This is a genomic window from Rhizomicrobium sp., from assembly GCA_037200045.1.
In the GTDB taxonomy this organism is placed as follows: Bacteria; Pseudomonadota; Alphaproteobacteria; order Micropepsales; family Micropepsaceae; genus Rhizomicrobium.
Map to the genome: position 1 here is coordinate 497,237 of JBBCHM010000001.1, position 21,045 is coordinate 518,281.

The window sequence follows — 21,045 nt, forward strand, 5'->3', positions numbered from 1 at the left end:
CATCGTCATGGCCGCCCCCGTGGCGGCCATCCATAAGCACGATCGACGACGGTGTTCATGGATGGCCGGGACAAGCCCGGCCATGACGGTTGGGTTTTGTCGCGGAAGCTTATGCCCCCGGCCGTTCCAAAACCAGCGCGGTCCACGGCCCGTCGCGGCGGCGGTCGCGCAAGATCAGGCCATGCGGCACATAGAACGAGACAACAAGATTCTCCTGCCAGGTCAGCAATCCCGACAGCACCAGCGTGCCGCCCTTGGCCAGCGCCCGGGCGATCGACGGCGCGAGCTGGGTCAGCGGGCCGGCCAGGATATTGGCGAGGATCAGGTCGTAGGGCGCCTCGGCGGCAATCGCCGGGCTGGTCAGCCCGTCGGCCAGCACGGCGCGGACCAGCGGCGCCGCGCCGTTGGCCGCCGCGTTCTCCCGCGTCACCGCGATGGCGTCGGGATCGATGTCGGTCGCCAGCACGCGCCGCCGCCACAGCTTGGCCGCCGCGATGGCGAGCAGGCCGGTGCCGCAACCCAGGTCCAGCACCCGCGCGAACCGCCGTCGCTTTGCGAGATCGCTGAGGGCGGACAGGCACAGCGACGTCGTCTCATGATGGCCGGTGCCGAACGCCATCCCGGCCTCGATCTTCAGCGCCACGACGCCCGGCGGCACCTGGCCCGCGTCATGCGCGCCATAGACGAAGAACCGCCCGGCGCGCACCGGCGGCAGGCCCTCCTGGGACAGGCGGATCCAGTCCTGGTCGGGCAGTGGCGCGACGGCCACCGCATGACCGGTCAGCCGCGAGAGCAGTTCGCCGTCCGGCGCCTCGGTATAGAGCGCCTCGACGGTCGCGTTGGCCACGAACGGCTCCTCGACGATCAGCACCGCCTGCGGCGTCGGGGGTGCGAGTTCGAGCACCGCGCCGACATCGCCGGCCAGTTCCTTCGCCAGCGTGACGCTGGCCTTCCAAAGCGGGGGATTGCTCATCGCGGGCGGTATAGCGGAGGGCGCGCTGTTACGCCAAATCGGCGGGAGCGCCAAAATCGACTTCGGCAAAGGTGTCGGCTATGTCTGCGAACAGGTGCCAACCGGTTTTTTCGTTCGCATGATCTCCTCGCCCTGCATCAAGGTCTGCGTCGTCGACGGCATCGCCGACATCTGCCTCGGCTGCGGCCGCACCCTGCCCGAGATCGCAAGCTGGGGCCGCCTCACCGAGGACCAGCGCCTCGCCATCATGGCGACGCTGCCGGAGCGGATGAAGGCCAAGGGCATCGTGCCGCCGAAGGCGGCTTCGTAGGTTTGGTTTGCGTTCCACCATCCACGCTGTCATGGCCCGCGAATGCGGGCCACCCAGTTGAAAGCGGCAATCTGCTCGTAAGGTTAGGGCTCTCAAAATTGTGAGAAGATGCAAACGTCACCTGGGTGGCCCGCATTCGCGGGCCATGACAGTTTTGGTGGCGAGTCGATTCAAGCCCGGCTGCCGCTACCCCCGCTTCTTCCACACCTTCCAATCCTTCCGCACGGCCTCCGCCATCGTGGCTGCCGCCTCGAACAGCCAGCCGTCCTTCTGCTTGTCGAGATGTTTGAGGATCCGCGCCCGCGCGCCCGGCGTGCCGCGATGGATGTTCGCGGTCTCGCGGCCCATTGCGTTCAAGACCGCCCGCCGCTCCGCCGCGTCGGCGATGTCGGCGAGCGCGATGTTCTCGCAATGCGGCGCCAGCCGGCGGACGATCCAGCCGGTGCCGACATGCAGGAAAGGGTCCTGCGGACGGATCGCGCGCGCCAGCAGCGCCTGGGTGTGGCTGGGATCGTGCGCGCCGCCGCTCGCCCAGGCATGTGCCGCGGGCGCCCGCGCCTTGGCCTCGCGCGCGACGCGGCTGCCGTTCACCAGCCGGGTCGCGACGAAGCGCGGCAGGCCGAGGCTGCCGGCACCGGCGGTGCGCCGCTTGAACGCGATGTCCGGCTCGCCCTTGGGCAGGTGCTCCTCCAGCAGCGCCTTCGCGTCGGCCGGCGGCGGGGCGTCCTTCTCCGCCAGGATCTTCCTCCAGAATTTCTTCGGGCTGCGCGCATCGCTCATCGCCAGCGCGCGCAACTCGGTGTTGTCCTCCTCGAGCACGAAGGGCACGCCCTGCTTCTGCGCCATCGCCTGGGCATAGCCGGTCAGGATCTCGGCGGCGGCGCGTTCGGCGCCGATATAGAGGCTGCCCTCCGCGATCGCGATCAGCGCGCTCGCCGCCAGCCGCACGAGGTCGTTGGCATAGGCGCCGCGATGGGCCTCGTCGAAATCGTTGATGCCCCAGGCGAGCCGCGCCTCGCCGTCGCGCCAGGTGCCGAAATTCTCCAGATGCAAATCGCCGACGATCAGGATCGACGGCGCCCGCGCCGCCTCGGGACATGTTTTGGCAAATTGCTGCGCCCAGCGGTAATAGGTGGCGCGCAGGAAGCCGAACGCGCTCGCCCGCATCGTGTCGTGCTTGAGCTTGAGGTCGCGGGACACCAGCGGCACGGCCTCGCCGAGCCACGCCTCGTAGCGCCTGGTCGCCTCGACGATGTTCATGGCCGCCCTCTCGCGGGCGCAAGTCTGGACCCCGCGTTCCGGCTTGGCTAGCGCGCCCTATGCTTAACCGGCGTCGCTCAGCGCCTCGCGGCCCAGCGGCCAGGGTTCGAGCCGCCGTCCGGCCAGCGCGCCGATCCAGTCCAGCCCGTCCCGCAGCCGCACATTCTCGCCGATCACGATGATCGCCGGCGCCGCGCTGCCCGCCGCCGCCTCGCCCAGCCTGTTCAGCGTCGTGACCGTGACGGCCTGAGCCTGGCGCGCCGCCTCGCTCACCAGCGCCGCCGGCTCGCCGGGCGCGCGGCCCGCCGCGATCAGCCGCGCCGCGATCTCGCCCGCGTGCTTGCGCGCCATGAACAGCACCAGCGTCGGCGAGCCCTTGGCCAGCGCCGCCCAGTCGTGCCGGGGCAGCTTGCCGTCCGCGCCATGGCCGGTGAGGAAGGTCACGGCGTGGTTGGTGTCGCGATGGGTCACCGGAATGCCGGCATAGGCGAGCCCGCCGATCCCGGCTGTCACGCCCGGCACGACGCGGAACGGCACGCCCGCGCGCACCAGCGCCAGCGCCTCCTCGGCGCCGCGCCCGAACACGAAGGGATCGCCGCCCTTCAGCCGCAGCACCCGCTTGTTCTTCTTGGCGAGCGAGACGAGCGTGCGGGAAATGTCCGACTGCCGGCACGACTTCACCCCGGCCCGCTTGCCGGCATAGATCAGCTCCGCGCCCGGCCGCGCCAGCGTCAGCAGCGCGTGGTCGATCAGCGCGTCATAAAGAATGACGTCCGCGTTCTGGATCGCATGCGCCCCCAGCACCGTGACCAGCCCCGGATCGCCCGGCCCGGCGCCGGCCAGCCACACCCAGCCGCGCTCGAACCGGGGCAGGTTCAGCGCCGCCGCCAGGGCGTTCGTCTCGCTGTGCAGGGCCTTTGGATTTGCCATTTCACATCACAATTCTGTAATAATCATCCTATCACAGTGCATTCGTGGAAATAAGGGTGGCGGGACGCGCCGCACGTCACACCGTCGCGCCGCGAACAATTCTATTGCCCAAGGGTGACGCAACGTCCTATCGCCAGCTAGCGTTAGACAAGCAACTCCCAACGGAAGGCCGGTCATGACCGAAAAAGTCGGAGAAATCGTGCGCGCCAGCGGCGACTATCGCTGCGAGCGCTGCCACAAGACCACGCATTTCGTGCGCGACGACGTCTTCAGCCTCTGCCCGCATTGCGGCTTCGACACCTTCGACATCGCCAATCCGCGCTTCGAGCGCAAGGACGGAACCCTCGGCCCGCACGAGCCCGAGCCGGACGGCACCTGAGCCAAGCCCCGCCGCCGCCCCGTTCCACGTCCAGCCCGCGAGCCGCCATGACCATCCGCACCGACCTCAAGCCCAATACCTTCGAATACGAAATGCAGAGGCTGATCACGCCCAACGGCTTTCGCGAATATGACGCGCGCTGGCTGTTCGGCAAGGAGATCAACCTGCTCGGCGTGCAGGCGGTGGGCCTCGGCCTCGGCACCTATTTCCACGAGGTCGGCATCCAGCCGAAAGTCGTGACCGGGCACGACTACCGCTCCTATGAGATGTCGATCAAGCAGGCGCTGATCATCGGCCTGATGCAGTCCGGCTGCGAGGTCGTCGATATCGGCCTGGGCACCACGCCGATGGCCTATTTCGCGCAATTCGCGCTCGACTGTCCCGGCCTCGCGGTGGTGACGGCCAGCCACAACGAGAACGGCTGGACCGGCGTGAAGATGGGCGCGGCCAAGCCGCTCACCTTCGGCCCCGACGAGATCAAGCGGCTGAAGGCCATCGTGCTCGGCGAGGAATTCAAGCCGCGCCCCGGCGGCTCCTACCGCACGGTGGAGAATTTCGGCGCCGCCTATCTCGACGAGCTGACCAAGGGCCACAAGCTGTCGCGCCCGATCAAGGTGACGATCGCCTGCGGCAACGGCACCGCCGGGCTGTTCGCGCCGGAGGCCTTCCGCCGCATCGGCGCCGAAGTGGCCGAGGCGCAGTGCAATCCCGACTACAATTTCCCGAACTACAATCCCAACACCGAAGACCTCCACATGCTCGACGCGATGGCGAAGGCGCTGAAGGAGAACGGCTCGGAGATCGCGCTCGGCTTCGACGCCGACGGCGACCGCTGCGGCGTGGTGGACGACAAGGGCGAGGAGACCTTCGCCGACAAGATCGGCGTCTTGCTCGCGCGCGACATGTCGGCGGCGCACAAGAACGCGAAGTTCGTGGTCGACGTGAAGTCGACCGGCATCTTCGACATCGATCCGGTGCTGAAGGCCAACGGCGCCACGACCGACTACTGGATCACCGGCCATTCCTACATGAAGCGCCGCTGCCAGCAGATCGGCGCGCTCTCCGGCTTCGAAAAGAGCGGCCATTATTATCTCTGCGCGCCCTACGGCCGCGGCTATGACGATGGCCTCGTCGCCGGCATCGCGGTGCTGGAGATGCTCGACCGCGCCAAGGGCAAGAAGATGTCGGACCTGGTGCACTCGCTGCCGGTGACCTGGGGCTCGCCGACCATGGCGCCGTTCTGTCCCGACGACAAGAAATACGGCATCGTCGACGCGATGGTGAAGGAATACGAGGCGGCGAAGGAGAAGGGCGAGACGATCCTCGGCCAGAAGATCGCCAAGCTGGTGACGGTGAACGGCGTGCGCGTGACGCTGGAGGACGGCACCTGGGGTTTGGTGCGCGCGTCGTCCAACAAGCCGAGTCTGGTGGTGGTGGTGGAGAGCCCGAAATCCGAAGCCAACATGCGCGGCATGTTCGCCGACATCGACGCGCGGCTGAAGAAGCATCCCGAAGTCGGCGAGTACGATCAGAAGATCTGAGCGCCCGCTCTCACATCCAGTGCAGCCCCAGCGCGTCGTACAGCATGCGCGCCGCGGTGATCGCGATGAAGAACGCGAACACCATGCGCAGGCTGCGCTTGTCGGTGGTGTGCGCCAGCCGCGCGCCGAGCGGCGCCACGAGATAGCTCGCCGGCGCGATCAGGATGAATCCCATAAGGTTCACATAGCCCAGCGAATAGGGCGGCAGGTGCGGCGCGCCCCATCCCGCGATGATCGCGCCGATCGTGCCGGGAATGGAGATGATCCCGCCGAACGCGCTGGCGGTGCCGACCGCGCGGTGGATCGGCACGCCGAACAGCGTCATCGCCGGCACGCCCACCGTGCCGCCGCCGATCCCCATCATGGTCGAGACGCCGGAAATGCCGGCCGGCAGCAGGAAGCCGCCGATGCCGGTCGGCAAGCGGTCGGCGATCTTCCGCGTCTCGCCCCAGAACGCCATGTGGATCGCCACCGGCAGGGCGACGGCGGCGAAGAACAGCGCCAGCGCCTGTCCCCTGGCCCAGCCGGCGAGCACGCTGCCGATCAGGACGCCCACCAGCATCGGCACGACCCAGCGGCGCAGCAGCGCCCAATCCACCGCGCCCTTTTTGTTGTGCGAGCGCAGCGAGGACAGCGAGGTCGGAATGATGGTGGCGAGCGACGTGCCGACCGCGAGGTGCATCCGCACGTTCGGATCCACGCCCATCAGGTCCAGGACGTGATAGAGCACCGGCACGATCACGATGCCGCCGCCGACGCCGAGCAGCCCGGCGAGCAATCCGCCGACCACGCCCGCGATCACCAGTCCAAGCGCGAAAGTGCCCACTTCGCCGCCCGAAGCGGCCACGAAGAAATCCATGCTGTCCCCGATATCGCCGGCGCGAGTGAACCGGCATTCGTTGGGAGGCGCAAGCTGGGGTCTTGAGTGGGACGTTCGTACTACTCAGTGTCATCCGCCGCGAATGCGGCGGACCCAGGTGACATCTGCACCGCAAGGCGTCACCTGGGTGGCCCGCATTCGCGGGCCATGACACCTCATTTGAATTCGCCGAACTTCAGGTCCTACGCCGCGACCGCCTCGGCGCGGTCGAGAAAGCCCAGCGCGTCGCGCAAGGTCTGCGCGCCGGCGCCCTTCTTCGTCGCGTTCTCGCTCAGATGGCGGCGGAACAGTCGCGCCCCCGGTCGGCCGTGAAACAGGCCCAGCATGTGCCGCGTCATCGCGTTCAGCGGCACGCCCTCGCCGAGCTTGCGCTCGACATAGGCGACATAGGCCGCGACCGCGTCCGCGATATCGCGCGGCGCGCCGCCGAACAGCCGCGCATCGACCCCGGCCAGCAGCGCCGGCGCATGATAGGCCGCGCGCCCCAGCATCACGCCGTCGACATGGGCGAGATGCGCCTCGGCCTCGTCCAGCGTCGCGATTCCGCCGTTCAGCACGATGGTCAAATGCGGGTTCTCGCGTTTCACGCGATAGACCAGATCGTAATCGAGCGGCGGCACCTCGCGGTTCTCCTTGGGCGACAGGCCCTCGAGCCACGCCTTGCGCGCATGCACCGCGAAAATCGTCACGCCCGCCGCCGCGCAGGCCGCGATGGTCGCGCGCAGCGATTCCTCCGGCTCCTGGTCGTCGACCCCGATGCGGCACTTGACCGTGACCGGCACGTCCACCGCCGCGCGCATCGCCGCCACGCAATCGCCCACCAGTTCCGGCTCGCGCATCAGGCAGGCGCCGAAGCGCCCCGACTGCACCCGGTCCGACGGGCAGCCGACATTCAGGTTGATCTCGTCATAGCCGAAATCCGCGCCGATCCGCGCCGCCTGCGCCAACCGCGCCGGCTCCGCGCCGCCGAGTTGCAGCGCCACGGGATGCTCGCTTGCGTCGAAGCCCAACAGCCGCTCGCGCTTGCCGCGCAGCACGGCCTCGGCCGTCACCATCTCGGTGTAGAGCAGGGCGTTGCGCGACAGCGCCCGGTGCAGCACGCGGCAATGCGTGTCGGTGCACTCCATCAGGGGCGCGACGCAGAATTTGTGACTTAAGTCGTTCATTCCACTCTTATCTTCCAGGCCAATTCCCTTGGAGAAAGCGGCGGCGCCTCGCGGACGCGGCGGCATCATTCGACATAGCACATAGATTCGCGCCGCTCATCCCGATCGACGGGACCCTGCAAGAGCGCGCCGGCCATTGCCATTAAATGCACAATAGTGTATTCAATGCACAAGGATGTATTTTTACAGCGCGCCGGCGCGGCCGGTCGCGGACCAAGGGCCGGCGGCCTCGCAAGCGAAGGGGAAAAGAAATGCGTATCGTCTCGATTGCCGTCGCGGGCCTGGTGCTGTTGTTCGCGCAGCAGAGCTCGGCGGAGAGCGACCGGCCGCCCATTTCGGCGCATGTGATATTGCAGAACGGGCACGGGTCGATGTTCGATCCGGTGGCGCAGCTGTCCAATCGGGTGGACGCGCTCACGGCCCAGGTCGCGGCGCTGCGCGGCGAGAACGCGCAGCTCAAGGGCACCATCGCTCAGATACAGGCAAAGCTTCAGGTGAAACTGGGCATGCCACAAGGTTGCGAGGAAGCCGGCTGGGCTCCGCCATCGACGATCGGCGGCAGCGCGTCGCCGGGCACGATGATCTTCACGATTCGCAATTGCCACGGCTGATCGCGGCGGTCGTCCTGTCCCTTGCGCCGACGATTCGAGCGAGGGCCGGGAAGCCTTCCGTCGCGCCGGCGATATTCGGCGCCGCGCCGCGCGGTTGTTCATGATAAATCGAGGGTCCCCGGCGCGCGCCGGGCGCGCAAATCGACGCCCTTTTGTTGGTTAAGACGCGCCCCGGCCGGCCGCCGCATCCGTAAAGATACGCACGGAACTTCTTGATACCGCGCAACGCTCTACTAACGCGCACCGCCTAGGCTTTCGTCATGACGCAGATCTCCACATCGCCGGCCGTCGCGGGCAGGTTGCCCGCCTCGGCCATCATCGAGAGCGTCGTGCGCGGCGGCACCGACGAGGTCGTCACCGTCGAATGGCTGCTCAAGCAATCCCCGGTCGCGGCGCGCGAGACGCTGATGCTCGTCCTGGCGCTGACCGCGCTCATTCCCGGCGCCTCGCTGCCCGCCGGCCTGATCCTCATCCTGCTCGCCGTCCCCATGCTGTTCGCCCAGGAAGGCATCTGGCTGCCCCGCTATGTCGCGGCGCGCCCGATCTCGATGCCGCGCCTGGTGCGCCTGGTCGAGCGCCTGATGCCGATCCTCAAATGGCAGGAGCGGATGATCCATCCCGTCGCCCAGCGCCTGGTCGGCCTCAGCCGCCCGTTCGGCGGGCTGCTGATCGTCGCCTTGGCCGCCACGCTTCTGGTGCCGCTGCCCTTGAGCAACGTGCCGCCGGCGCTCGCCATCGCGATGATCGCGGTGTCGTATCTGGAGACCAGCGGCATCCTGCTCGCCGTCTCGGCGCTGTCCGGGGTGCTGTCGCTCGCCGTCACCGGCAGCACGGTATGGGCCGCGGTGGACGCCGCCCGCCTCGCGCTGGGCTAGCCGGCGCCGACGATCACTTTACAGATATGCCAGGTCGCGCCGATCGAGCGCGCCGCTTCCGCCCGGCCCGAGCCGGTCAGGATATAGGGCGCCGCCGCGGCGCCGATCGTCATCTCGAAGACCAGCGCGACCGCCAGCACCGGCCAGCGGAACCGCGCCAGGCCGGGCGATGCCATGGGCGCCGTCCAGCCGAACAGTCTGGTCCGCACCGCGCCGGCCGCCATGCCGCACTGGCTCAACAGGAAGGCGATGAGGGTGCAGCATGGCATGGCCGGGCGATCTTATCAGAAGCGGATGCCGACGCCTGCCCCCACGATCCACGGATTGAGGTCCGCGCTGGCGCGGATCGTTCCGCCCGCCGCCTTCATGGTGGTCGAGAGGAACAGCTTCTTGGCGTCGAAGTTCACGAAATACGGCCCGTCGCCGACCGGGATGTCGACGCCCGCCTGCAGCGCGAAGCCGGCATTGTTGGAGAAGCTGATCGGCGGATAGGCCGCGCTGTGCGCCGAATAGAAGAACGTGTAGTTCACGCCGGCGCCGACATAGGGACGGATCGAACCCGTCGGGTCGAAATGATACTGCACGGTCAGCGTCGGCGGCAGCAGCCACACGCTGCCGACATTGCCGGCGACCGAATTGTGCACCGAATGCTTCGTCGTTCCGGCGATCAGCTCGACGCCGATGTGATCGGTGATGAAATAGGTGCCGTCGACTTCGGGAATGAACGAGTCGGTGACGTCGGTCCTGCTGGCGAGCGGCGTGCCGCCGACCGTGACCTTCGCGCTGGCGTCGGGAATGACGGCCAAGCCGCGCAGGCGGACCTGGAAATGACCGGCGACGCCGAGATCGTCGTCGTCGGCGAGGGCGGGCGAAATAGCGGCCGTGCAAACCAGCAGCGCGGCGGCGAGGCTAAGGGACATACGCATGAGAGCAGCTCCTTGATGCAGCGCCGTCGTTGGTAATCGCGCGCGCCCCCGAACGGTTGATCGCGATCAATGCCGGCCGCCGATCGCGCCTATCGCCGGACGCCGTTGCGTCTCGGGCACATTGTGGTTGTTGCGTATGGCGCGATGTCGCGGTTGCGCTCGATCAAGGTCGCGCCGCGAAGCGCGCGGCCACGCTACCCAAGGAAACGCTCACGGGTTCGTCGCATGGTCCGCGTCAATTTCATCGATCATCAAGGCACGCGTCGCGAAGTCGACGTGAAGGAGGGACTCTCGGTGATGGAGGGCGCGGTGCGCCACGGCATTCCCGGCATCGAGGGCGATTGCGGCGGCGCCTGCGCCTGCGCCACCTGCCATGTCTATGTCGATCCGCAGTGGTATCCCAAGCTCGCCCCGCCCAACCCGCTCGAGCGCGACATGCTCGACATGGCGATCAAGCCCGGTGCGTTCAGCCGTCTGGCGTGCCAGATCGAAGTCACCCCGGCGCTCGACGGCCTGACCGTGCGCACGCCGATTTCTCAGTATTGATAGGATGTTAGGGAAGGGGCTGCGGCGTCTTGGCGGGTTTGATCCAGATCAAAATCCAAAACTGACACAGGCGTCATCTTTCGTCCGACGCAAGGAGGAAACCGACATGGCAAGCAGCACCGCCAAGATCGTCACCAAAGGCGACTGGAAAGTCTCGATGACGCCCGACGACCTTTATCGCAATCCGATGGAGATCGCCTGGACCTTCGACTACGCGCTCGGCAAGGGAAAGGTCGAGGATCTCTACAAGCGCGCCAAGCAGAACCAGTGGGACTCCGACGAGCTTCTGCCGTGGGACACCCAGGTTGATCCGTCCAAGCCGATGGTGTCCGACCGCTCCTCGATGTTCCACAAGATGCCGTTCTTCGCCAAGCTGTCGAAGAGTCAGCGCGAGACCTTCACCGCCCATTCGACCGCGCAATTGCTCTCGCAATTCCTGCACGGCGAGCAGGGCGCGCTGATGACGGCGGCCTGCGTGACGCATTCGGTGCCCGACGCCAAGGCCAAGCTCTACGCCGCGTCGCAGACGATGGACGAGGCGCGCCATGTCGAGGTCTATTCGAAATACTGCGACAAGATCGCGATGGTCTATCCGATGTCGCCCTGGCTGAAGACGCTGATCGACGCGACGCTGAAATCGGACCGCTACGAGAAGGTCATGATCGGCATGAACATGATCGTCGAAGGCCTCGCGCTCGGCGCCTTCAACAACATGTACCATTCCACGACCTGCCCGCTGCTCAAGGCGCTGACCTTCAACGTGATGCGCGACGAATCGCGCCACGTCTCGTTCGGCCATGCCTATCTCGGTCCGGTCATCGCCAAGCTGGACGAAGCCGAGCGCGAGGAACTGGCGGAATTCGCCTTCAACGCGATCAACATCATCGTCCAGGCGACGATGACCCAGGACGCCCAGGGCCTCGCCAGCCGCTTCGATCCGGGCTTCATGGAGGTGTTGGCCAATTCCGGCATCGACGCCGACGATTTCTTCAAGGGCATGCACGAAGCGGCGGAGGAGGGCATCCTGCAGGAACTGCCGCCCGGCCAGATTCATTCGCTGAAGGATCTGATGCTGCCCGCCATCGCCCGCGTCGGCCTGATCACGCCGACGGTGCGCAAGAAATACGAAGAGGTCGGCATCCCGATCTTCGACGATCTCCACGTCCTCAATGCCATGGAAGGCGGCAATCCGCAGGCCATGGCGGCCGAATAGCGTGTCCCCTCGTCCCCCTCCAAGAAGGGGGCATGCTAGACCTGCTCCCGGTCCAATCCCCCCTTGGACCGGGAGCATTCTTTTTTCCGGGGCCAAGTTCGCGTCGATGAGAAATCCCGAAGAAATCTTCGCCGCCCGCGTGCCGCGCTATACGAGCTATCCCACCGCGCCGCATTTCCATGCCGGCGTCGATGCCGCCGTCTATCGCGGCTGGCTCGAGGCGCTCGATCCGGCCGCGCCGCTGTCGCTCTATGTCCACATCCCGTTCTGCGACACGCTGTGCTGGTTCTGCGGCTGCCACACCAGGGTCGTGAACACCTATTCGCCGCTGGCCGGCTATCTCGACCTCTTGCTGCGCGAGATCGGGCTGGTCGCCGACGCCTTGGGCGCGCGCCGCCGCGTGACGCATATCCATTGGGGCGGCGGTTCGCCGACCATGCTCAGGCCCGCCGACATGCGCCGGCTGAACGCCTTTCTGCGCGAGCGTTTCGATGTCGCGCCGGACGCCGAATTCGCCATCGAGATCGATCCGCGCGGCTTCACGCCGGAGCTGTCGCGCGCGCTGGCGGATATCGGCGTCACCCGCGCCAGCATCGGGGTGCAGGATTTCGATCCGGCGGTGCAGCGCGCCATCAACCGCATCCAGGATTTCGAAACCACCGCGAAATGCGTCAGCCTGCTGCGTGGCGACGGCATCGACAAGCTCAGCATCGACCTGATCTACGGCCTGCCGCATCAGACGGCGGAAGGCTTGTGGAACACGATCGACCAGGTCCTGACGCTCGATCCCGACCGGCTGGCGATCTTCGGCTACGCCCATGTGCCCGGCTTCAAGAAACACCAGGAGCTGATTCCGCAATCGGCGCTGCCCGGCCTCAAGGAGCGTTTCGCGCAGGCCGAGGCCGCGCGCGAGCAATTGCTCGCCGCTGGCTATGTCGCGGTCGGCCTCGATCACTTCGCCAAGCCGGGCGATCCCATGGCGGTCGCCAAGGCCGAAGGCACGCTGGCGCGCAATTTCCAGGGCTACACCACCGACACCGCGCCCGCCTTGATCGGTTTCGGCGCCTCGTCGATCGGCTCGCTGCCCCAGGGCTATGTCCAGAACCTGACCGACGTGCCGGCCTGGCGCGCGGCGCTGCTCAAGGTCGAGCTACCCGTCGCGCGCGGCGTCGCGCTGACCGAGGAGGACCGCATCCGCCGCGAAGTGATCGAACGGCTGATGTGCGATCTCGAAGTCGATCTCGCGGCGGTGGCGCGCCGTTACGGCCGCGCCCCCGCGATGTTCGCCGACGCGCTGGCCGATCTGCAAAGCCAGGCCCGCGACGGGATCGTGCAGGTCGATGGCTGGTACGTTCGCGTGCCAGACGCCTGGCGCCCCGCCATCCGCATCGTCTGCGCCGCGTTCGATACGTATCTCAGCAAGGCCGGCACCCACTCCGTCGCGGTGTAGAGCCAGTTGTTTTCAAGCCGACGCACCCATACCGGTGTCATGGCCCGCGAATGCGGGTGACTGTGTTGTCAGTCAAGCATTTTGGCGGGATGCCAGGGGGTATCGGCTTTGACGATGCTGTTTGCCAGAGCGATGAGCTTTCGCGCGACGGCGACGATGGCGACTTTTCTGGGCTTTCCGGCGTCGACGAGCCGCCGATAGAAGGCCTTGAAGGTGGGATTGCAGCGGATGGCGGAGACCGCCGCCATATAGGCTGCGGTTCGCACGCAAGAGCGGCCGCCGCCGATATGATCGCTCCGCAGGGATGTTCCGCTGCGCTGGGGATGGGGGGCAAGACCGGCCAGGCTGGCGGCCTGATGGCGGTTGAGGCTTCCCAGCTCGGGCAGGTCGGTGATGAGGACGGATGCCACGACGGGTCCGATCCCCGGAATCGTGCGCAGCAGCTCGTTCCTGTGACGGATGGCGTCGTCCTGCGCGATCGCCTGGGCGAGCGCGGCCTCGATGCGGCAGCGTTCGGCGTTGAGGCCGGCGATGACGGTTCGCAGGCTTTGAAGGACGAAGCGGTCGCGCGTCATCTTCAGCCGGGTCTTCTCCTGGACCAGGAGCTCGACCAGTTGGCGGCGCCGGGCCGACAGGCTGCGGATCGCTTCGGCCTTTTGGCTGGGAATGGGACGGATGTCATCCTCCGGCATGGCCAGAGCAAAGCGCGCGATGAGTTCGGCGTCGAGGGCATCGGTCTTGGCCCGCCGGCCCAGGAAGTTGCGATAGCCGCGCACCCGGCCGGGCTGGACGCGGGCGACCTGAAGGCCGGCGTCGCTCAACGCCCGGGCGGCCGGATACTCGAGCCCGCCGGTGGCCTCCAGCACGACCCGCTGCACGCCGCGACGCTGCAATTGCCGGCGCAGCGCCGCGATCCCGCGCCCGGCATTGTCGAAGGCCAACGAGATGCGCTGCGGCAATACAAAAACATCCAGCCGGGCTTTCGACACGTCGATCCCGGCAACACAAAGTGCTGTCATGAGATGGTCCTCGCCTGTATGCGGGCTCGCCGCCACGGCGACGGCCCTTCTGACTGTCCGGACAAACTCCTACGATGCCGCCGTGCGCAAACCCGCGTCTCGAACCGATCCGAAGGATCGTTCCGCCACCCAGCGCGCTACGGCAGCACCGGCAAGCTTAACAAGCCCGCAAGAACACACATACAGGCCACCCAGGTGACGATTGCGCTGGCTTCGAAGGAATTGGCGTTTCAACTGGGTGGCCCGCATTCGCGGGCCATGACAATTTTGGTTTGATGATTCCAACGGATCGCAACGCGCTCTAAAACCGCCGCGGCCCATCCCTGAGGATTTCCCGCGCCGCGTTGTGGCCGGGCGCGCCGGTCACGCCACCGCCCGGATGCGTGCCCGCGCCGCACATATAGAGCCCCTTCACCGGGCCGCGATAATTGCCGTGCCCCAGCACCGGCCGCGCCGAGAACATCTGGTCAAGCTCGAGCCTGCCATGCATGATATCGCCGCCGACGAGCCCGAACGTCCGTTCGAGATCGAGCGGGCTCAGCGCCTGCATCCCCAGCACCGAATTGCGGAATCCCGGCGCGAACCCGTCCACCGTATCGATCATCAATTGCGCGACCTCGGCGCGGTGATCGTCCCACGACCGTCCGCCGGAAAGCTGCGGCGCGACGTGCTGGCAGAACAGGCTCGCGACATGGCGCCCCGGCGGCGCGAGGCTGTCGTCCACCGTCGAGGGGATCAGCATCTCCACGATCGGCGCCTTCGACCAGCCGCCGGCCCGCGCGTCGGCGAAGGCGCGGTCCATATAGCCGAGGCTCGGCGCCAGGATGATCCCGGCGGTCAGGTGCGGCCCGGCCTGCGGCAGGCAGGTGAAGCGCGGCAGCTCCGACAGCGCGACATTCATCCGGAAGGTGCCCGAGCCGTTGCGATAGCGCGCGATCCGCTCGCGGAAATCGGGCGGCAGCACCGCCGGATCGATCATCCTGCCGAACAGCAGCTTGGGATTGAGATTGGACACGATGCGCGCCGCGCCCAGCGTCTCGCCCGTTTGCGTCACCACGCCGGCGGCGCGGCCATCTTTCACGACGATCTCCGTCACCGCGCAATCGGTGCGGATCTCGACGCCGCGTTCGCGGCAGGCCGCCGCCATCGCCTGGGTGATCGCGCCCATGCCGCCGATGGCGTGGCCCCACGCGCCCCTGACGCCGTTCGCCTCGCCGAAGACGTGATGCAGCAGCACATAGGCCGAGCCCGGCGTGTAGGGGCTGGCGTAATTGCCGACGACGGCATCGAAGCCGAGCACCGCCTTGATCGGATCGCTCTCGAACCATCCGTCCAGCCAGTCGCCGCCCGATTGGGTGAACAGCGACAGCAGATCGCGCCGCCCGGTGAGGTCGAGCCGCGACAGCCGCCGCCCGAGGCTCGCGCTTTTCAGCAGCTCCGGCAGCGCCGCGGTCCATCCGTCCGAGGTCAAATTGGGCGGCGTCACCAGAACCAGTTCGCGCAGCACGTCGGCTATCGCGTCCAGCCGCGCGCTGTAGGCGCCGAACGCCCGCGCGTCCTTGGCCGAGAATTTCGCGATCTCCTCGGCGCCCGTGCCCGCGAGATAATCGCGGTCGTTCACCGGCAGAAAGTTCGAGACCTGGCGGTTGACGACGCGCAGCCCGTGGCGCGGCAAATCGAGGTCGCGGATGACCTTGGGATTGAGCAGCGAGACGGTGTAGCTCGCGACCGAATTGCGGAAGCCCGGGAAGAACTCCTCGGTGACCGCCGCTCCGCCGACGACGCCGCGCCGCTCCAGCACCGTGACCTTGAGCCCCGCGCGCGCGAGATAGAAGGCGCAAACCAGCCCGTTATGTCCCCCGCCGACGACGATGACGTCCGTTTCGTTCATCCAGCCACTGTGTCATGGCCCGCGAATGCGAGCCACCCAGGTGACGCCCGGGCGATCCCGCCCTACCGGTCCTTCAACGCTTGGCGCCCAGAAGATTGCGCGCCACGACCCATTTGTGCACCTCGGTCGGGCCGTCATAGATGCGCATGGTGCGCAGCTTGGCCTGCATCAATTGCAGCGGCAATTCCTTGGTCATGCCCATCGCGCCATGCGCCTGCATCGCGCGGTCGACGATCTCGTAGGCCATCTCGGTCGCGAACGCCTTGATCATCGAGATTTCCAGCCGCACGTCGCGCCCCTGGTCGAGCTTCCAGGCGCAGTCATAGGTCATCAGCCGCGCCGCGTGGATCTTGGTCGCCGCGTCCGCCACCCACCATTGGATCGCCTGGCGCTCCGACAGCGGCTGGCCGAAGGTCACGCGCGTCGGCGCGAAGGCGCAGATCATGTCGAGGGCGCGCTGCGCCATGCCGATCGACCACGCCGCCATCTCCAGCCGTCGCGTGCCCAGCCTTATCTGCATCGGCGCGAAGCCCGCGCCTTCGGTGCCGAGCAGCTTCCAGCCCTCGACCCGGCAATCCTCCAGCGCGATCTCGAAGGTCGCCGCGCCCCCGATCATCGGGATGCGCCTGAGCACGTTGAAGCCCGGCGCGCCCTTGTCCACCAGAAACGCCGAGATGCCGCCGCGCGCGCCTTTCTCCTTGTTGGTCACCGCCATCACGATGGTGAAATCGGCGTGGTCGGCGCGGCTGATCCAGATCTTCCGCCCATTCAATATCCAGTCCTCGCCGTCGCGCACCGCGCGGGTGATCATCCCGGCGGGATCGGCGCCGGCGCCGGGCTCGGAGATGCCGATCGCCGACACCGTCTCGCCGCGCACATAGGGCGCCAGATAGGCCTCGCGCTGGCGCGGGTTCACCGTCGCCATCAGCATGCGCAAATTCGGCGAGTCCGGCGGCAGGGTATAGGGCGTGACCGTGCGGCCGAGCTCCTCGTTGACCCCGACCAGCGCCACGGCGGGCAGGTCGGCGCCGCCGATATCCTCCGGCGCGTCGAGGCCCCATAGCCCCAATTCCTTGGACACCTTGTCGATCCGCGCCGTCTCCGTCGCGCCGATGGAGAGGCCCTGGCCCTTGGCCTCGCGCTCCAGCACGCCGGCCTCCAGCGGCATCAACTCGTCCGCGACGAAGCGATGCACCAGATCCTTCAGCATGCGGTGTTCTTCGGAAAGCTCGAAATCCATGGCGTCGATCCTTGTGCAAGGCGATAGCGGCCGTCTCGCTCAATATCCCTTGAGGTCGGGATCGAGCGTCAGCCCCTCGTCGAGCTGCACGCCGAAGCTGTTCAGCAGCATCGACACCTGGGTGTATTGCGCCGCGGTGAACACCACGTCCATGCACTGCTTCTGGGTGAAGCGCTCGCCGAGCGCCTTCCATGTCGCGTCGCCGATGAACTGGTCGGCGTGCAGCTCGTCGCTGGCCCGGATCAGCGCCGCGTCGGCCGCGTCCCAGCCGGCGTCGGCGCCCTGCTTGATGCGCGCGACCTCGTCGTCCGTCAGCCCCTCGCGCTTGCCGATGCGGACATGCTGGGCCCATTCATAGCCCGATTTGCACAGGAACCCGGTGCGCAGGATCACGATCTCGCGGTCGCGCGGCGACAGCTCGTTGCGCCGCGACAACACATAGCCGCCCCATTGGTTGAAGCGGTCGAGCGCCTTGGGCGCGCGCGCCAGCGTGCGGAAGATGTTGAACACCGGACTGCCGAACGGCTTCAGCACCTCCTTCTGCTCGTCGTTCAATTCCGCGTCGCTCAAGGGCGTGATGCGGGGCGTGGCCAGGCGCATGGGTTTCCTCCGGATGCCGTTTTGCCGTCAGCGTAGCCTAGTCGGGCCGCACATCAATGCCGATCTCGCGCAGCAGATCGTCGGTCTGGCCGCGGCTCACGATCAGCCCGGCATAGTCCGCGACCGCCGCCAGGTTGAGGCCATGGATCGTCGCGCCCGAAAGATCGGCGCCGCGCAGCTTCGCGCGGTCCCATTCGGCGCGGTCGATGGTCGAGCCGGTCAGCACCGCGTCGGTCAGGTCGGCGTCCCAGAAGATCGTCTCGGAGAATTTGCAGGCCTTCAGCGTGCACGATTTCAGCACCGCGCCCGACAGATCGGCATAGCTGAAATTGCAATTGTCGAACGTCGCGCTGTTCAGCACGACCTTCCTGGAAATCCGGCGATCGAAATGCGAGCCCTTGAACCGCGCGCCGCGGAAGCTGCACTCCGAAGCCGTCAGCGCGTAGAGGTCGCAGCGCTCGAACCCGACATCGGCGAAATTGCAGGCCGCCATGCTCGCGCCGCGCATCTCGCAGGCGGCGAAGACGCAGCCCTTCTTGGTTTCGACATCGAAGAACACGCATTTGGCGAACCGCGCGTCGATGAAGGAGCAGCTCGCGAAGCGGACATTGGCGAAGCTGCAGCCGGCGAAGCTGGCGCCGGAGAAATCGGTGCCGTGGAACATCGGCGCGTGGAAGGCGCAGCCCTCGAACCGCGCATCCTTGGCGTCGAGGTCTTCGAGGCCCGCCGCGAGCCGCCGCGCCACGACCGGCGTTCCGGCGGCGATCGCCGCCTCCAGCTCGTCCCGCTCGATGATCGCGCCCTGTTCGGCCATGGCCTGCTCCCGAAGATCGCCGATCCTAAGCCGAGTCCCCGGCCTTCGCCGCGATTCCGCCTCTTTTGCCGCCCGTAATCCTGACGCGAGTGTGATCGCCCGCCGCCCGCGCGCGGTGGTAGAGTAACGCGACGGTCGTCCCACGCAGGGCGCCCGGCACCAGGGGGTGCCCATGTCCGGCTTTTCGCGCAGAGGTCTTCTAGGCCAGGGCGCCGCCTTCGCGCTGGCGCCGTCCATCGCCCGCGCCGTCACCGGCACGCGGATCGTCCCGCCGCCGCCCGCCCCCCAGACCCAGTACATCCAGGGCGCGCCGGACGAGACCAACCGGCTCACGGTCGAGACCTATGTCAACGGCAAGGGCCCGTTCCGCTTCATCGTCGACACCGGCGCGGACCGCAGCGTCATCGCCGACGATCTCGCCACGGCGCTCGGCCTGCGCACCGGCGACGACGTGATCGTGCAGGGCATCGCGCGCGCGGTGCCGGCGCCGGCGGTGCGGCTCGACACGCTGAGGGTCGGCCGCGTCCTGATCGACACGCTGCCCATGCCGGTGCTGCCGCGAAGCTGGCTCGGCGCCGACGGCTATCTCGGCCTCGACGTGATCGACCGCCAGGCCGTCACCTTCGATTTCAAGAACCACAAGCTGACGGTCCAGCCGTCGGAGCGCAGCACCGACTGGGTGCGGACGATCGACGACCAGGCGCTGGTGCGCGTCAACGGCTCCAACGGCAAGCTGACGGCGGTCAGTTGCAGCGTCAACGGCGCCGACGCCTATGCCTTCGTCGATTCCGGCGCGGAGATCTCCATCGGCAACACCAGGCTTTTTCAGGCGCTGCAGCGCAATGGCGCCAAATATCTCAATGATGAGATCGTGCAGCTTCTGGGCGTGACCGGCGGCGCCGCCGAGGGTCGCAGGACCTTCGTCGAGCGCATCCGGCTCGGCCCGGTCAGCTTCGTCGACAACGTGCTGGTCATCGCCGACCTTCAGGTGTTCGATGTCTGGGATCTCGCCGACAAGCCGGCGCTGTTCATCGGCATGAACTTCCTGCGCCAATCCTCCTCGGTCACCATCGACTACGGCCGCAAGGAGCTGCGCTTCAAGCTCGCCCGGATCCTGATGGCAAGCCGCACCTGAGGCCGGCCGCGGCCGATTGACTCCCGGACGACCCGAATTCGAAATATTTCGCCGCAAGAAAATATCGTTCGCCGCATCGCGGCGCCAAATCTTATCCACGCAGCAAAGTGAAAATCTCCGCGTCCTCCGCGGCTCCGCGTGAGTCCTCTGTTGGATAACCGCGTACAAATCGGCGGCGGGAGAAATTTCCGGACGCCCCTTGGTAGTGTCCTAATTTGACGCCCGCCGCTCCCGAATGCGGCGGAACGTCTCTCGCATCTGCCGAAACTGAATCGGCAACAGGATGAACCAGATTGCGTAGTTGACCGCGAGTGCGAGGCCAATACCGAGAATGCCCAGCACTATGAGTATGGCCGTCCCCATCTATTGCCTCCCCCTCGCCTCAGCCACGATAGCGGCCCGTACAGCCTTCGCAGGTGAGTCTATCGGGCCGACATGATCCACGACGAAGAACCGGCCCCCACTTTGTAGTGTCCTAATTTGAATTCCTGCGTGCCCCGAGATCACAAACTCTGCGCCCGGGCATGCGGGCAATGCTTCATGCCCCTTAGCCATATAGGCGCCCTGGCACGCTTCCAGCGCCAGATTCCTTACCTGTTCTATCCGCCAAGTTATCCAGACCATCCAGAGCACCAGCGCGATTAACCCGGCTATCTTGAGCGCCCTCACTTGGAAGTCTGCTCCGCCAATCCCGTCAGCGTCCAAAGCCTATCAGAAATACCCGCCACCATGGCAGGGAAGCCCGCGCAGAAATTAGAGCAAGGTCCGGTCAGGCAAAACCGCTCGCTGTCATGCCCGCGCAGGCGGGCATCCAGCAAGCCGCTGGATAGACTCTGGATTCCCGCTTTCGCGGGAATGACAGCGGTGATGAAGGCGATTCCACTTGAAGGCACTTTGCCCTATTTCGAGGGCTACTCCGGTTCCGGCTGCCACAGCTCGATCTTCGTTCCGTCGGGGTCGAGGATCCAGGCGAACTTGCCCATGCCGTCCATCTGCTGGCGACCGTTGACCTCGATGCCCTTGGCTTCAAGCCCGGCAAGGAATGCGTCCAAATCGTCCACCGCGAAATTGATCATGAACTCGCGCGTCGAGGGCTTGAAATGGTCCGTGTCCTTGTTGAAAGGCGACCATACCCCGTAGCCGGGACCGGCGCCGTCCGCGCGGATCATCGCGCCGCCCCAATCCTCGATGGTCAGCCCGAGCATGTCGCGATACCACGCGCCGAGCGCCTTCGGGTCCGCGCTATGGAAGAATACCCCACCGAACGCCGTAATACGTGCCATCAG

General features: G+C 66.8%; 22 protein-coding genes. 9 read left to right on the forward strand and 13 right to left on the reverse strand.

What is annotated here, in order from left to right:
- Positions 1–109: 109 nt before the first annotated feature.
- Positions 110–973 carry a 50S ribosomal protein L11 methyltransferase gene (locus tag WDM86_02205; GenBank protein MEI9988826.1) on the reverse strand — a complete coding sequence of 288 codons (864 nt, stop codon included), beginning with the start codon at positions 971–973 and terminating at the stop codon, positions 110–112.
- A 118-nt stretch (positions 974–1,091) separates the two neighbouring features.
- Between WDM86_02205 and WDM86_02210 the strand changes: the two genes are divergently transcribed.
- On the forward strand, positions 1,092–1,283 hold the full coding sequence (locus tag WDM86_02210; GenBank protein ID MEI9988827.1) for a DUF1289 domain-containing protein: 192 nt from the start codon (positions 1,092–1,094) through the stop codon (positions 1,281–1,283).
- Positions 1,284–1,469: 186 nt separating this feature from the next.
- Here the strand turns inward: WDM86_02210 and WDM86_02215 are convergent, their stop codons facing one another.
- Positions 1,470–2,543: a DUF2252 family protein gene (locus WDM86_02215; protein MEI9988828.1), complete on the reverse strand. Its 1,074-nt coding sequence runs from the start codon at positions 2,541–2,543 to the stop codon at positions 1,470–1,472.
- Between the two features lie 63 nt (positions 2,544–2,606).
- Entirely contained in the window at positions 2,607–3,473 is an 867-nt protein-coding gene (cobA, locus tag WDM86_02220) for a uroporphyrinogen-III C-methyltransferase (protein MEI9988829.1), read from the reverse strand.
- A 175-nt stretch (positions 3,474–3,648) separates the two neighbouring features.
- Here cobA and WDM86_02225 point away from each other — a divergent pair, with 175 nt between their 5' ends.
- Together WDM86_02225 and WDM86_02230 are read left to right on the forward strand one after the other, a co-directional pair.
- On the forward strand, positions 3,649–3,852 hold the full coding sequence (locus WDM86_02225) for a hypothetical protein (GenBank protein MEI9988830.1): 204 nt from the start codon (positions 3,649–3,651) through the stop codon (positions 3,850–3,852).
- 47 nt (positions 3,853–3,899) lie between these two features.
- Positions 3,900–5,393, forward strand: coding sequence for a phosphomannomutase/phosphoglucomutase (locus WDM86_02230; protein ID MEI9988831.1), 1,494 nt, complete (start codon positions 3,900–3,902; stop codon positions 5,391–5,393).
- Between the two features lie 10 nt (positions 5,394–5,403).
- Here the strand turns inward: WDM86_02230 and WDM86_02235 are convergent, their stop codons facing one another.
- On the reverse strand, positions 5,404–6,252 hold the full coding sequence (locus tag WDM86_02235; GenBank protein ID MEI9988832.1) for a sulfite exporter TauE/SafE family protein: 849 nt from the start codon (positions 6,250–6,252) through the stop codon (positions 5,404–5,406).
- A gap of 203 nt (positions 6,253–6,455) precedes the next feature.
- Positions 6,456–7,439: a tRNA dihydrouridine(20/20a) synthase DusA gene (gene dusA / locus WDM86_02240; GenBank protein ID MEI9988833.1), complete on the reverse strand. Its 984-nt coding sequence runs from the start codon at positions 7,437–7,439 to the stop codon at positions 6,456–6,458.
- 251 nt (positions 7,440–7,690) lie between these two features.
- Between dusA and WDM86_02245 the strand changes: the two genes are divergently transcribed.
- Positions 7,691–8,050 (forward strand): hypothetical protein, encoded by a 360-nt coding sequence (locus tag WDM86_02245; GenBank protein ID MEI9988834.1) that lies wholly within the window; start codon positions 7,691–7,693, stop codon positions 8,048–8,050.
- A gap of 260 nt (positions 8,051–8,310) precedes the next feature.
- Positions 8,311–8,925, forward strand: a complete 615-nt coding sequence (locus tag WDM86_02250; GenBank protein MEI9988835.1) for an exopolysaccharide biosynthesis protein — start codon at positions 8,311–8,313, stop codon at positions 8,923–8,925.
- Here the strand turns inward: WDM86_02250 and WDM86_02255 are convergent.
- Complete coding sequence (locus WDM86_02255; GenBank protein ID MEI9988836.1) at positions 8,922–9,194, reverse strand: hypothetical protein; 273 nt, start codon at positions 9,192–9,194, stop codon at positions 8,922–8,924. The two genes, WDM86_02250 and WDM86_02255, sit on opposite strands and share 4 nt — an antisense overlap.
- A 15-nt stretch (positions 9,195–9,209) precedes the next feature.
- Positions 9,210–9,851 (reverse strand): OmpW family outer membrane protein, encoded by a 642-nt coding sequence (locus tag WDM86_02260; GenBank protein MEI9988837.1) that lies wholly within the window; start codon positions 9,849–9,851, stop codon positions 9,210–9,212.
- A 225-nt stretch (positions 9,852–10,076) separates the two neighbouring features.
- On the opposite strand from WDM86_02260, the gene WDM86_02265 reads away from it, so the two are divergent.
- The 3 genes from WDM86_02265 (at position 10,077) to hemN (ending at position 13,060) form a co-directional block, all read left to right on the forward strand.
- On the forward strand, positions 10,077–10,397 hold the full coding sequence (locus WDM86_02265; GenBank protein MEI9988838.1) for a 2Fe-2S iron-sulfur cluster-binding protein: 321 nt from the start codon (positions 10,077–10,079) through the stop codon (positions 10,395–10,397).
- A 106-nt stretch (positions 10,398–10,503) separates the two neighbouring features.
- Positions 10,504–11,610, forward strand: a complete 1,107-nt coding sequence (locus tag WDM86_02270) for a ferritin-like domain-containing protein (GenBank protein MEI9988839.1) — start codon at positions 10,504–10,506, stop codon at positions 11,608–11,610.
- A 106-nt stretch (positions 11,611–11,716) separates the two neighbouring features.
- The gene (hemN, locus tag WDM86_02275; GenBank protein ID MEI9988840.1) at positions 11,717–13,060 is read left to right on the forward strand and encodes an oxygen-independent coproporphyrinogen III oxidase; all 1,344 of its coding nucleotides are present in this window, start codon (positions 11,717–11,719) and stop codon (positions 13,058–13,060) included.
- A gap of 68 nt (positions 13,061–13,128) precedes the next feature.
- On the opposite strand, the gene WDM86_02280 is transcribed toward hemN, so the two are convergent.
- The 5 genes from WDM86_02280 to WDM86_02300 form a co-directional block, all read right to left on the reverse strand.
- The gene (locus WDM86_02280; GenBank protein MEI9988841.1) at positions 13,129–14,079 is read right to left on the reverse strand and encodes an IS110 family transposase; all 951 of its coding nucleotides are present in this window, start codon (positions 14,077–14,079) and stop codon (positions 13,129–13,131) included.
- A 301-nt stretch (positions 14,080–14,380) separates the two neighbouring features.
- Positions 14,381–15,970 (reverse strand): NAD(P)/FAD-dependent oxidoreductase, encoded by a 1,590-nt coding sequence (locus tag WDM86_02285; protein ID MEI9988842.1) that lies wholly within the window; start codon positions 15,968–15,970, stop codon positions 14,381–14,383.
- A 73-nt stretch (positions 15,971–16,043) separates the two neighbouring features.
- On the reverse strand, positions 16,044–17,210 hold the full coding sequence (locus tag WDM86_02290; GenBank protein MEI9988843.1) for an acyl-CoA dehydrogenase: 1,167 nt from the start codon (positions 17,208–17,210) through the stop codon (positions 16,044–16,046).
- Between the two features lie 39 nt (positions 17,211–17,249).
- Positions 17,250–17,810: a carboxymuconolactone decarboxylase family protein gene (locus WDM86_02295; GenBank protein ID MEI9988844.1), complete on the reverse strand. Its 561-nt coding sequence runs from the start codon at positions 17,808–17,810 to the stop codon at positions 17,250–17,252.
- A 37-nt stretch (positions 17,811–17,847) separates the two neighbouring features.
- A complete protein-coding gene (locus WDM86_02300; protein MEI9988845.1) occupies positions 17,848–18,624 on the reverse strand; it encodes a pentapeptide repeat-containing protein in 777 nt (258 codons plus the stop codon).
- A 172-nt stretch (positions 18,625–18,796) separates the two neighbouring features.
- Here WDM86_02300 and WDM86_02305 point away from each other — a divergent pair, with 172 nt between their 5' ends.
- Positions 18,797–19,759, forward strand: a complete 963-nt coding sequence (locus tag WDM86_02305) for an aspartyl protease family protein (GenBank protein MEI9988846.1) — start codon at positions 18,797–18,799, stop codon at positions 19,757–19,759.
- A 911-nt stretch (positions 19,760–20,670) separates the two neighbouring features.
- On the opposite strand, the gene WDM86_02310 is transcribed toward WDM86_02305, so the two are convergent.
- On the reverse strand, positions 20,671–21,042 hold the full coding sequence (locus WDM86_02310; protein ID MEI9988847.1) for a VOC family protein: 372 nt from the start codon (positions 21,040–21,042) through the stop codon (positions 20,671–20,673).
- Positions 21,043–21,045 lie beyond the last annotated feature (3 nt).

Coding starts and splice junctions, on each gene's coding strand:
- WDM86_02205 (MEI9988826.1), bottom strand. CDS start 973: ATGAGCAATCCCCCGCTTTGGAAGGCCAGCGTCACGCTGGCGAAGGAA.
- WDM86_02210 (MEI9988827.1), top strand. CDS start 1,092: ATGATCTCCTCGCCCTGCATCAAGGTCTGCGTCGTCGACGGCATCGCC.
- WDM86_02215 (MEI9988828.1), bottom strand. CDS start 2,543: ATGAACATCGTCGAGGCGACCAGGCGCTACGAGGCGTGGCTCGGCGAG.
- cobA (MEI9988829.1), bottom strand. CDS start 3,473: ATGGCAAATCCAAAGGCCCTGCACAGCGAGACGAACGCCCTGGCGGCG.
- WDM86_02225 (MEI9988830.1), top strand. CDS start 3,649: ATGACCGAAAAAGTCGGAGAAATCGTGCGCGCCAGCGGCGACTATCGC.
- WDM86_02230 (MEI9988831.1), top strand. CDS start 3,900: ATGACCATCCGCACCGACCTCAAGCCCAATACCTTCGAATACGAAATG.
- WDM86_02235 (MEI9988832.1), bottom strand. CDS start 6,252: ATGGATTTCTTCGTGGCCGCTTCGGGCGGCGAAGTGGGCACTTTCGCG.
- dusA (MEI9988833.1), bottom strand. CDS start 7,439: ATGAACGACTTAAGTCACAAATTCTGCGTCGCGCCCCTGATGGAGTGC.
- WDM86_02245 (MEI9988834.1), top strand. CDS start 7,691: ATGCGTATCGTCTCGATTGCCGTCGCGGGCCTGGTGCTGTTGTTCGCG.
- WDM86_02250 (MEI9988835.1), top strand. CDS start 8,311: ATGACGCAGATCTCCACATCGCCGGCCGTCGCGGGCAGGTTGCCCGCC.
- WDM86_02255 (MEI9988836.1), bottom strand. CDS start 9,194: ATGCCATGCTGCACCCTCATCGCCTTCCTGTTGAGCCAGTGCGGCATG.
- WDM86_02260 (MEI9988837.1), bottom strand. CDS start 9,851: ATGCGTATGTCCCTTAGCCTCGCCGCCGCGCTGCTGGTTTGCACGGCC.
- WDM86_02265 (MEI9988838.1), top strand. CDS start 10,077: ATGGTCCGCGTCAATTTCATCGATCATCAAGGCACGCGTCGCGAAGTC.
- WDM86_02270 (MEI9988839.1), top strand. CDS start 10,504: ATGGCAAGCAGCACCGCCAAGATCGTCACCAAAGGCGACTGGAAAGTC.
- hemN (MEI9988840.1), top strand. CDS start 11,717: ATGAGAAATCCCGAAGAAATCTTCGCCGCCCGCGTGCCGCGCTATACG.
- WDM86_02280 (MEI9988841.1), bottom strand. CDS start 14,079: ATGACAGCACTTTGTGTTGCCGGGATCGACGTGTCGAAAGCCCGGCTG.
- WDM86_02285 (MEI9988842.1), bottom strand. CDS start 15,970: ATGAACGAAACGGACGTCATCGTCGTCGGCGGGGGACATAACGGGCTG.
- WDM86_02290 (MEI9988843.1), bottom strand. CDS start 17,210: ATGGATTTCGAGCTTTCCGAAGAACACCGCATGCTGAAGGATCTGGTG.
- WDM86_02295 (MEI9988844.1), bottom strand. CDS start 17,810: ATGCGCCTGGCCACGCCCCGCATCACGCCCTTGAGCGACGCGGAATTG.
- WDM86_02300 (MEI9988845.1), bottom strand. CDS start 18,624: ATGGCCGAACAGGGCGCGATCATCGAGCGGGACGAGCTGGAGGCGGCG.
- WDM86_02305 (MEI9988846.1), top strand. CDS start 18,797: ATGTCCGGCTTTTCGCGCAGAGGTCTTCTAGGCCAGGGCGCCGCCTTC.
- WDM86_02310 (MEI9988847.1), bottom strand. CDS start 21,042: ATGGCACGTATTACGGCGTTCGGTGGGGTATTCTTCCATAGCGCGGAC.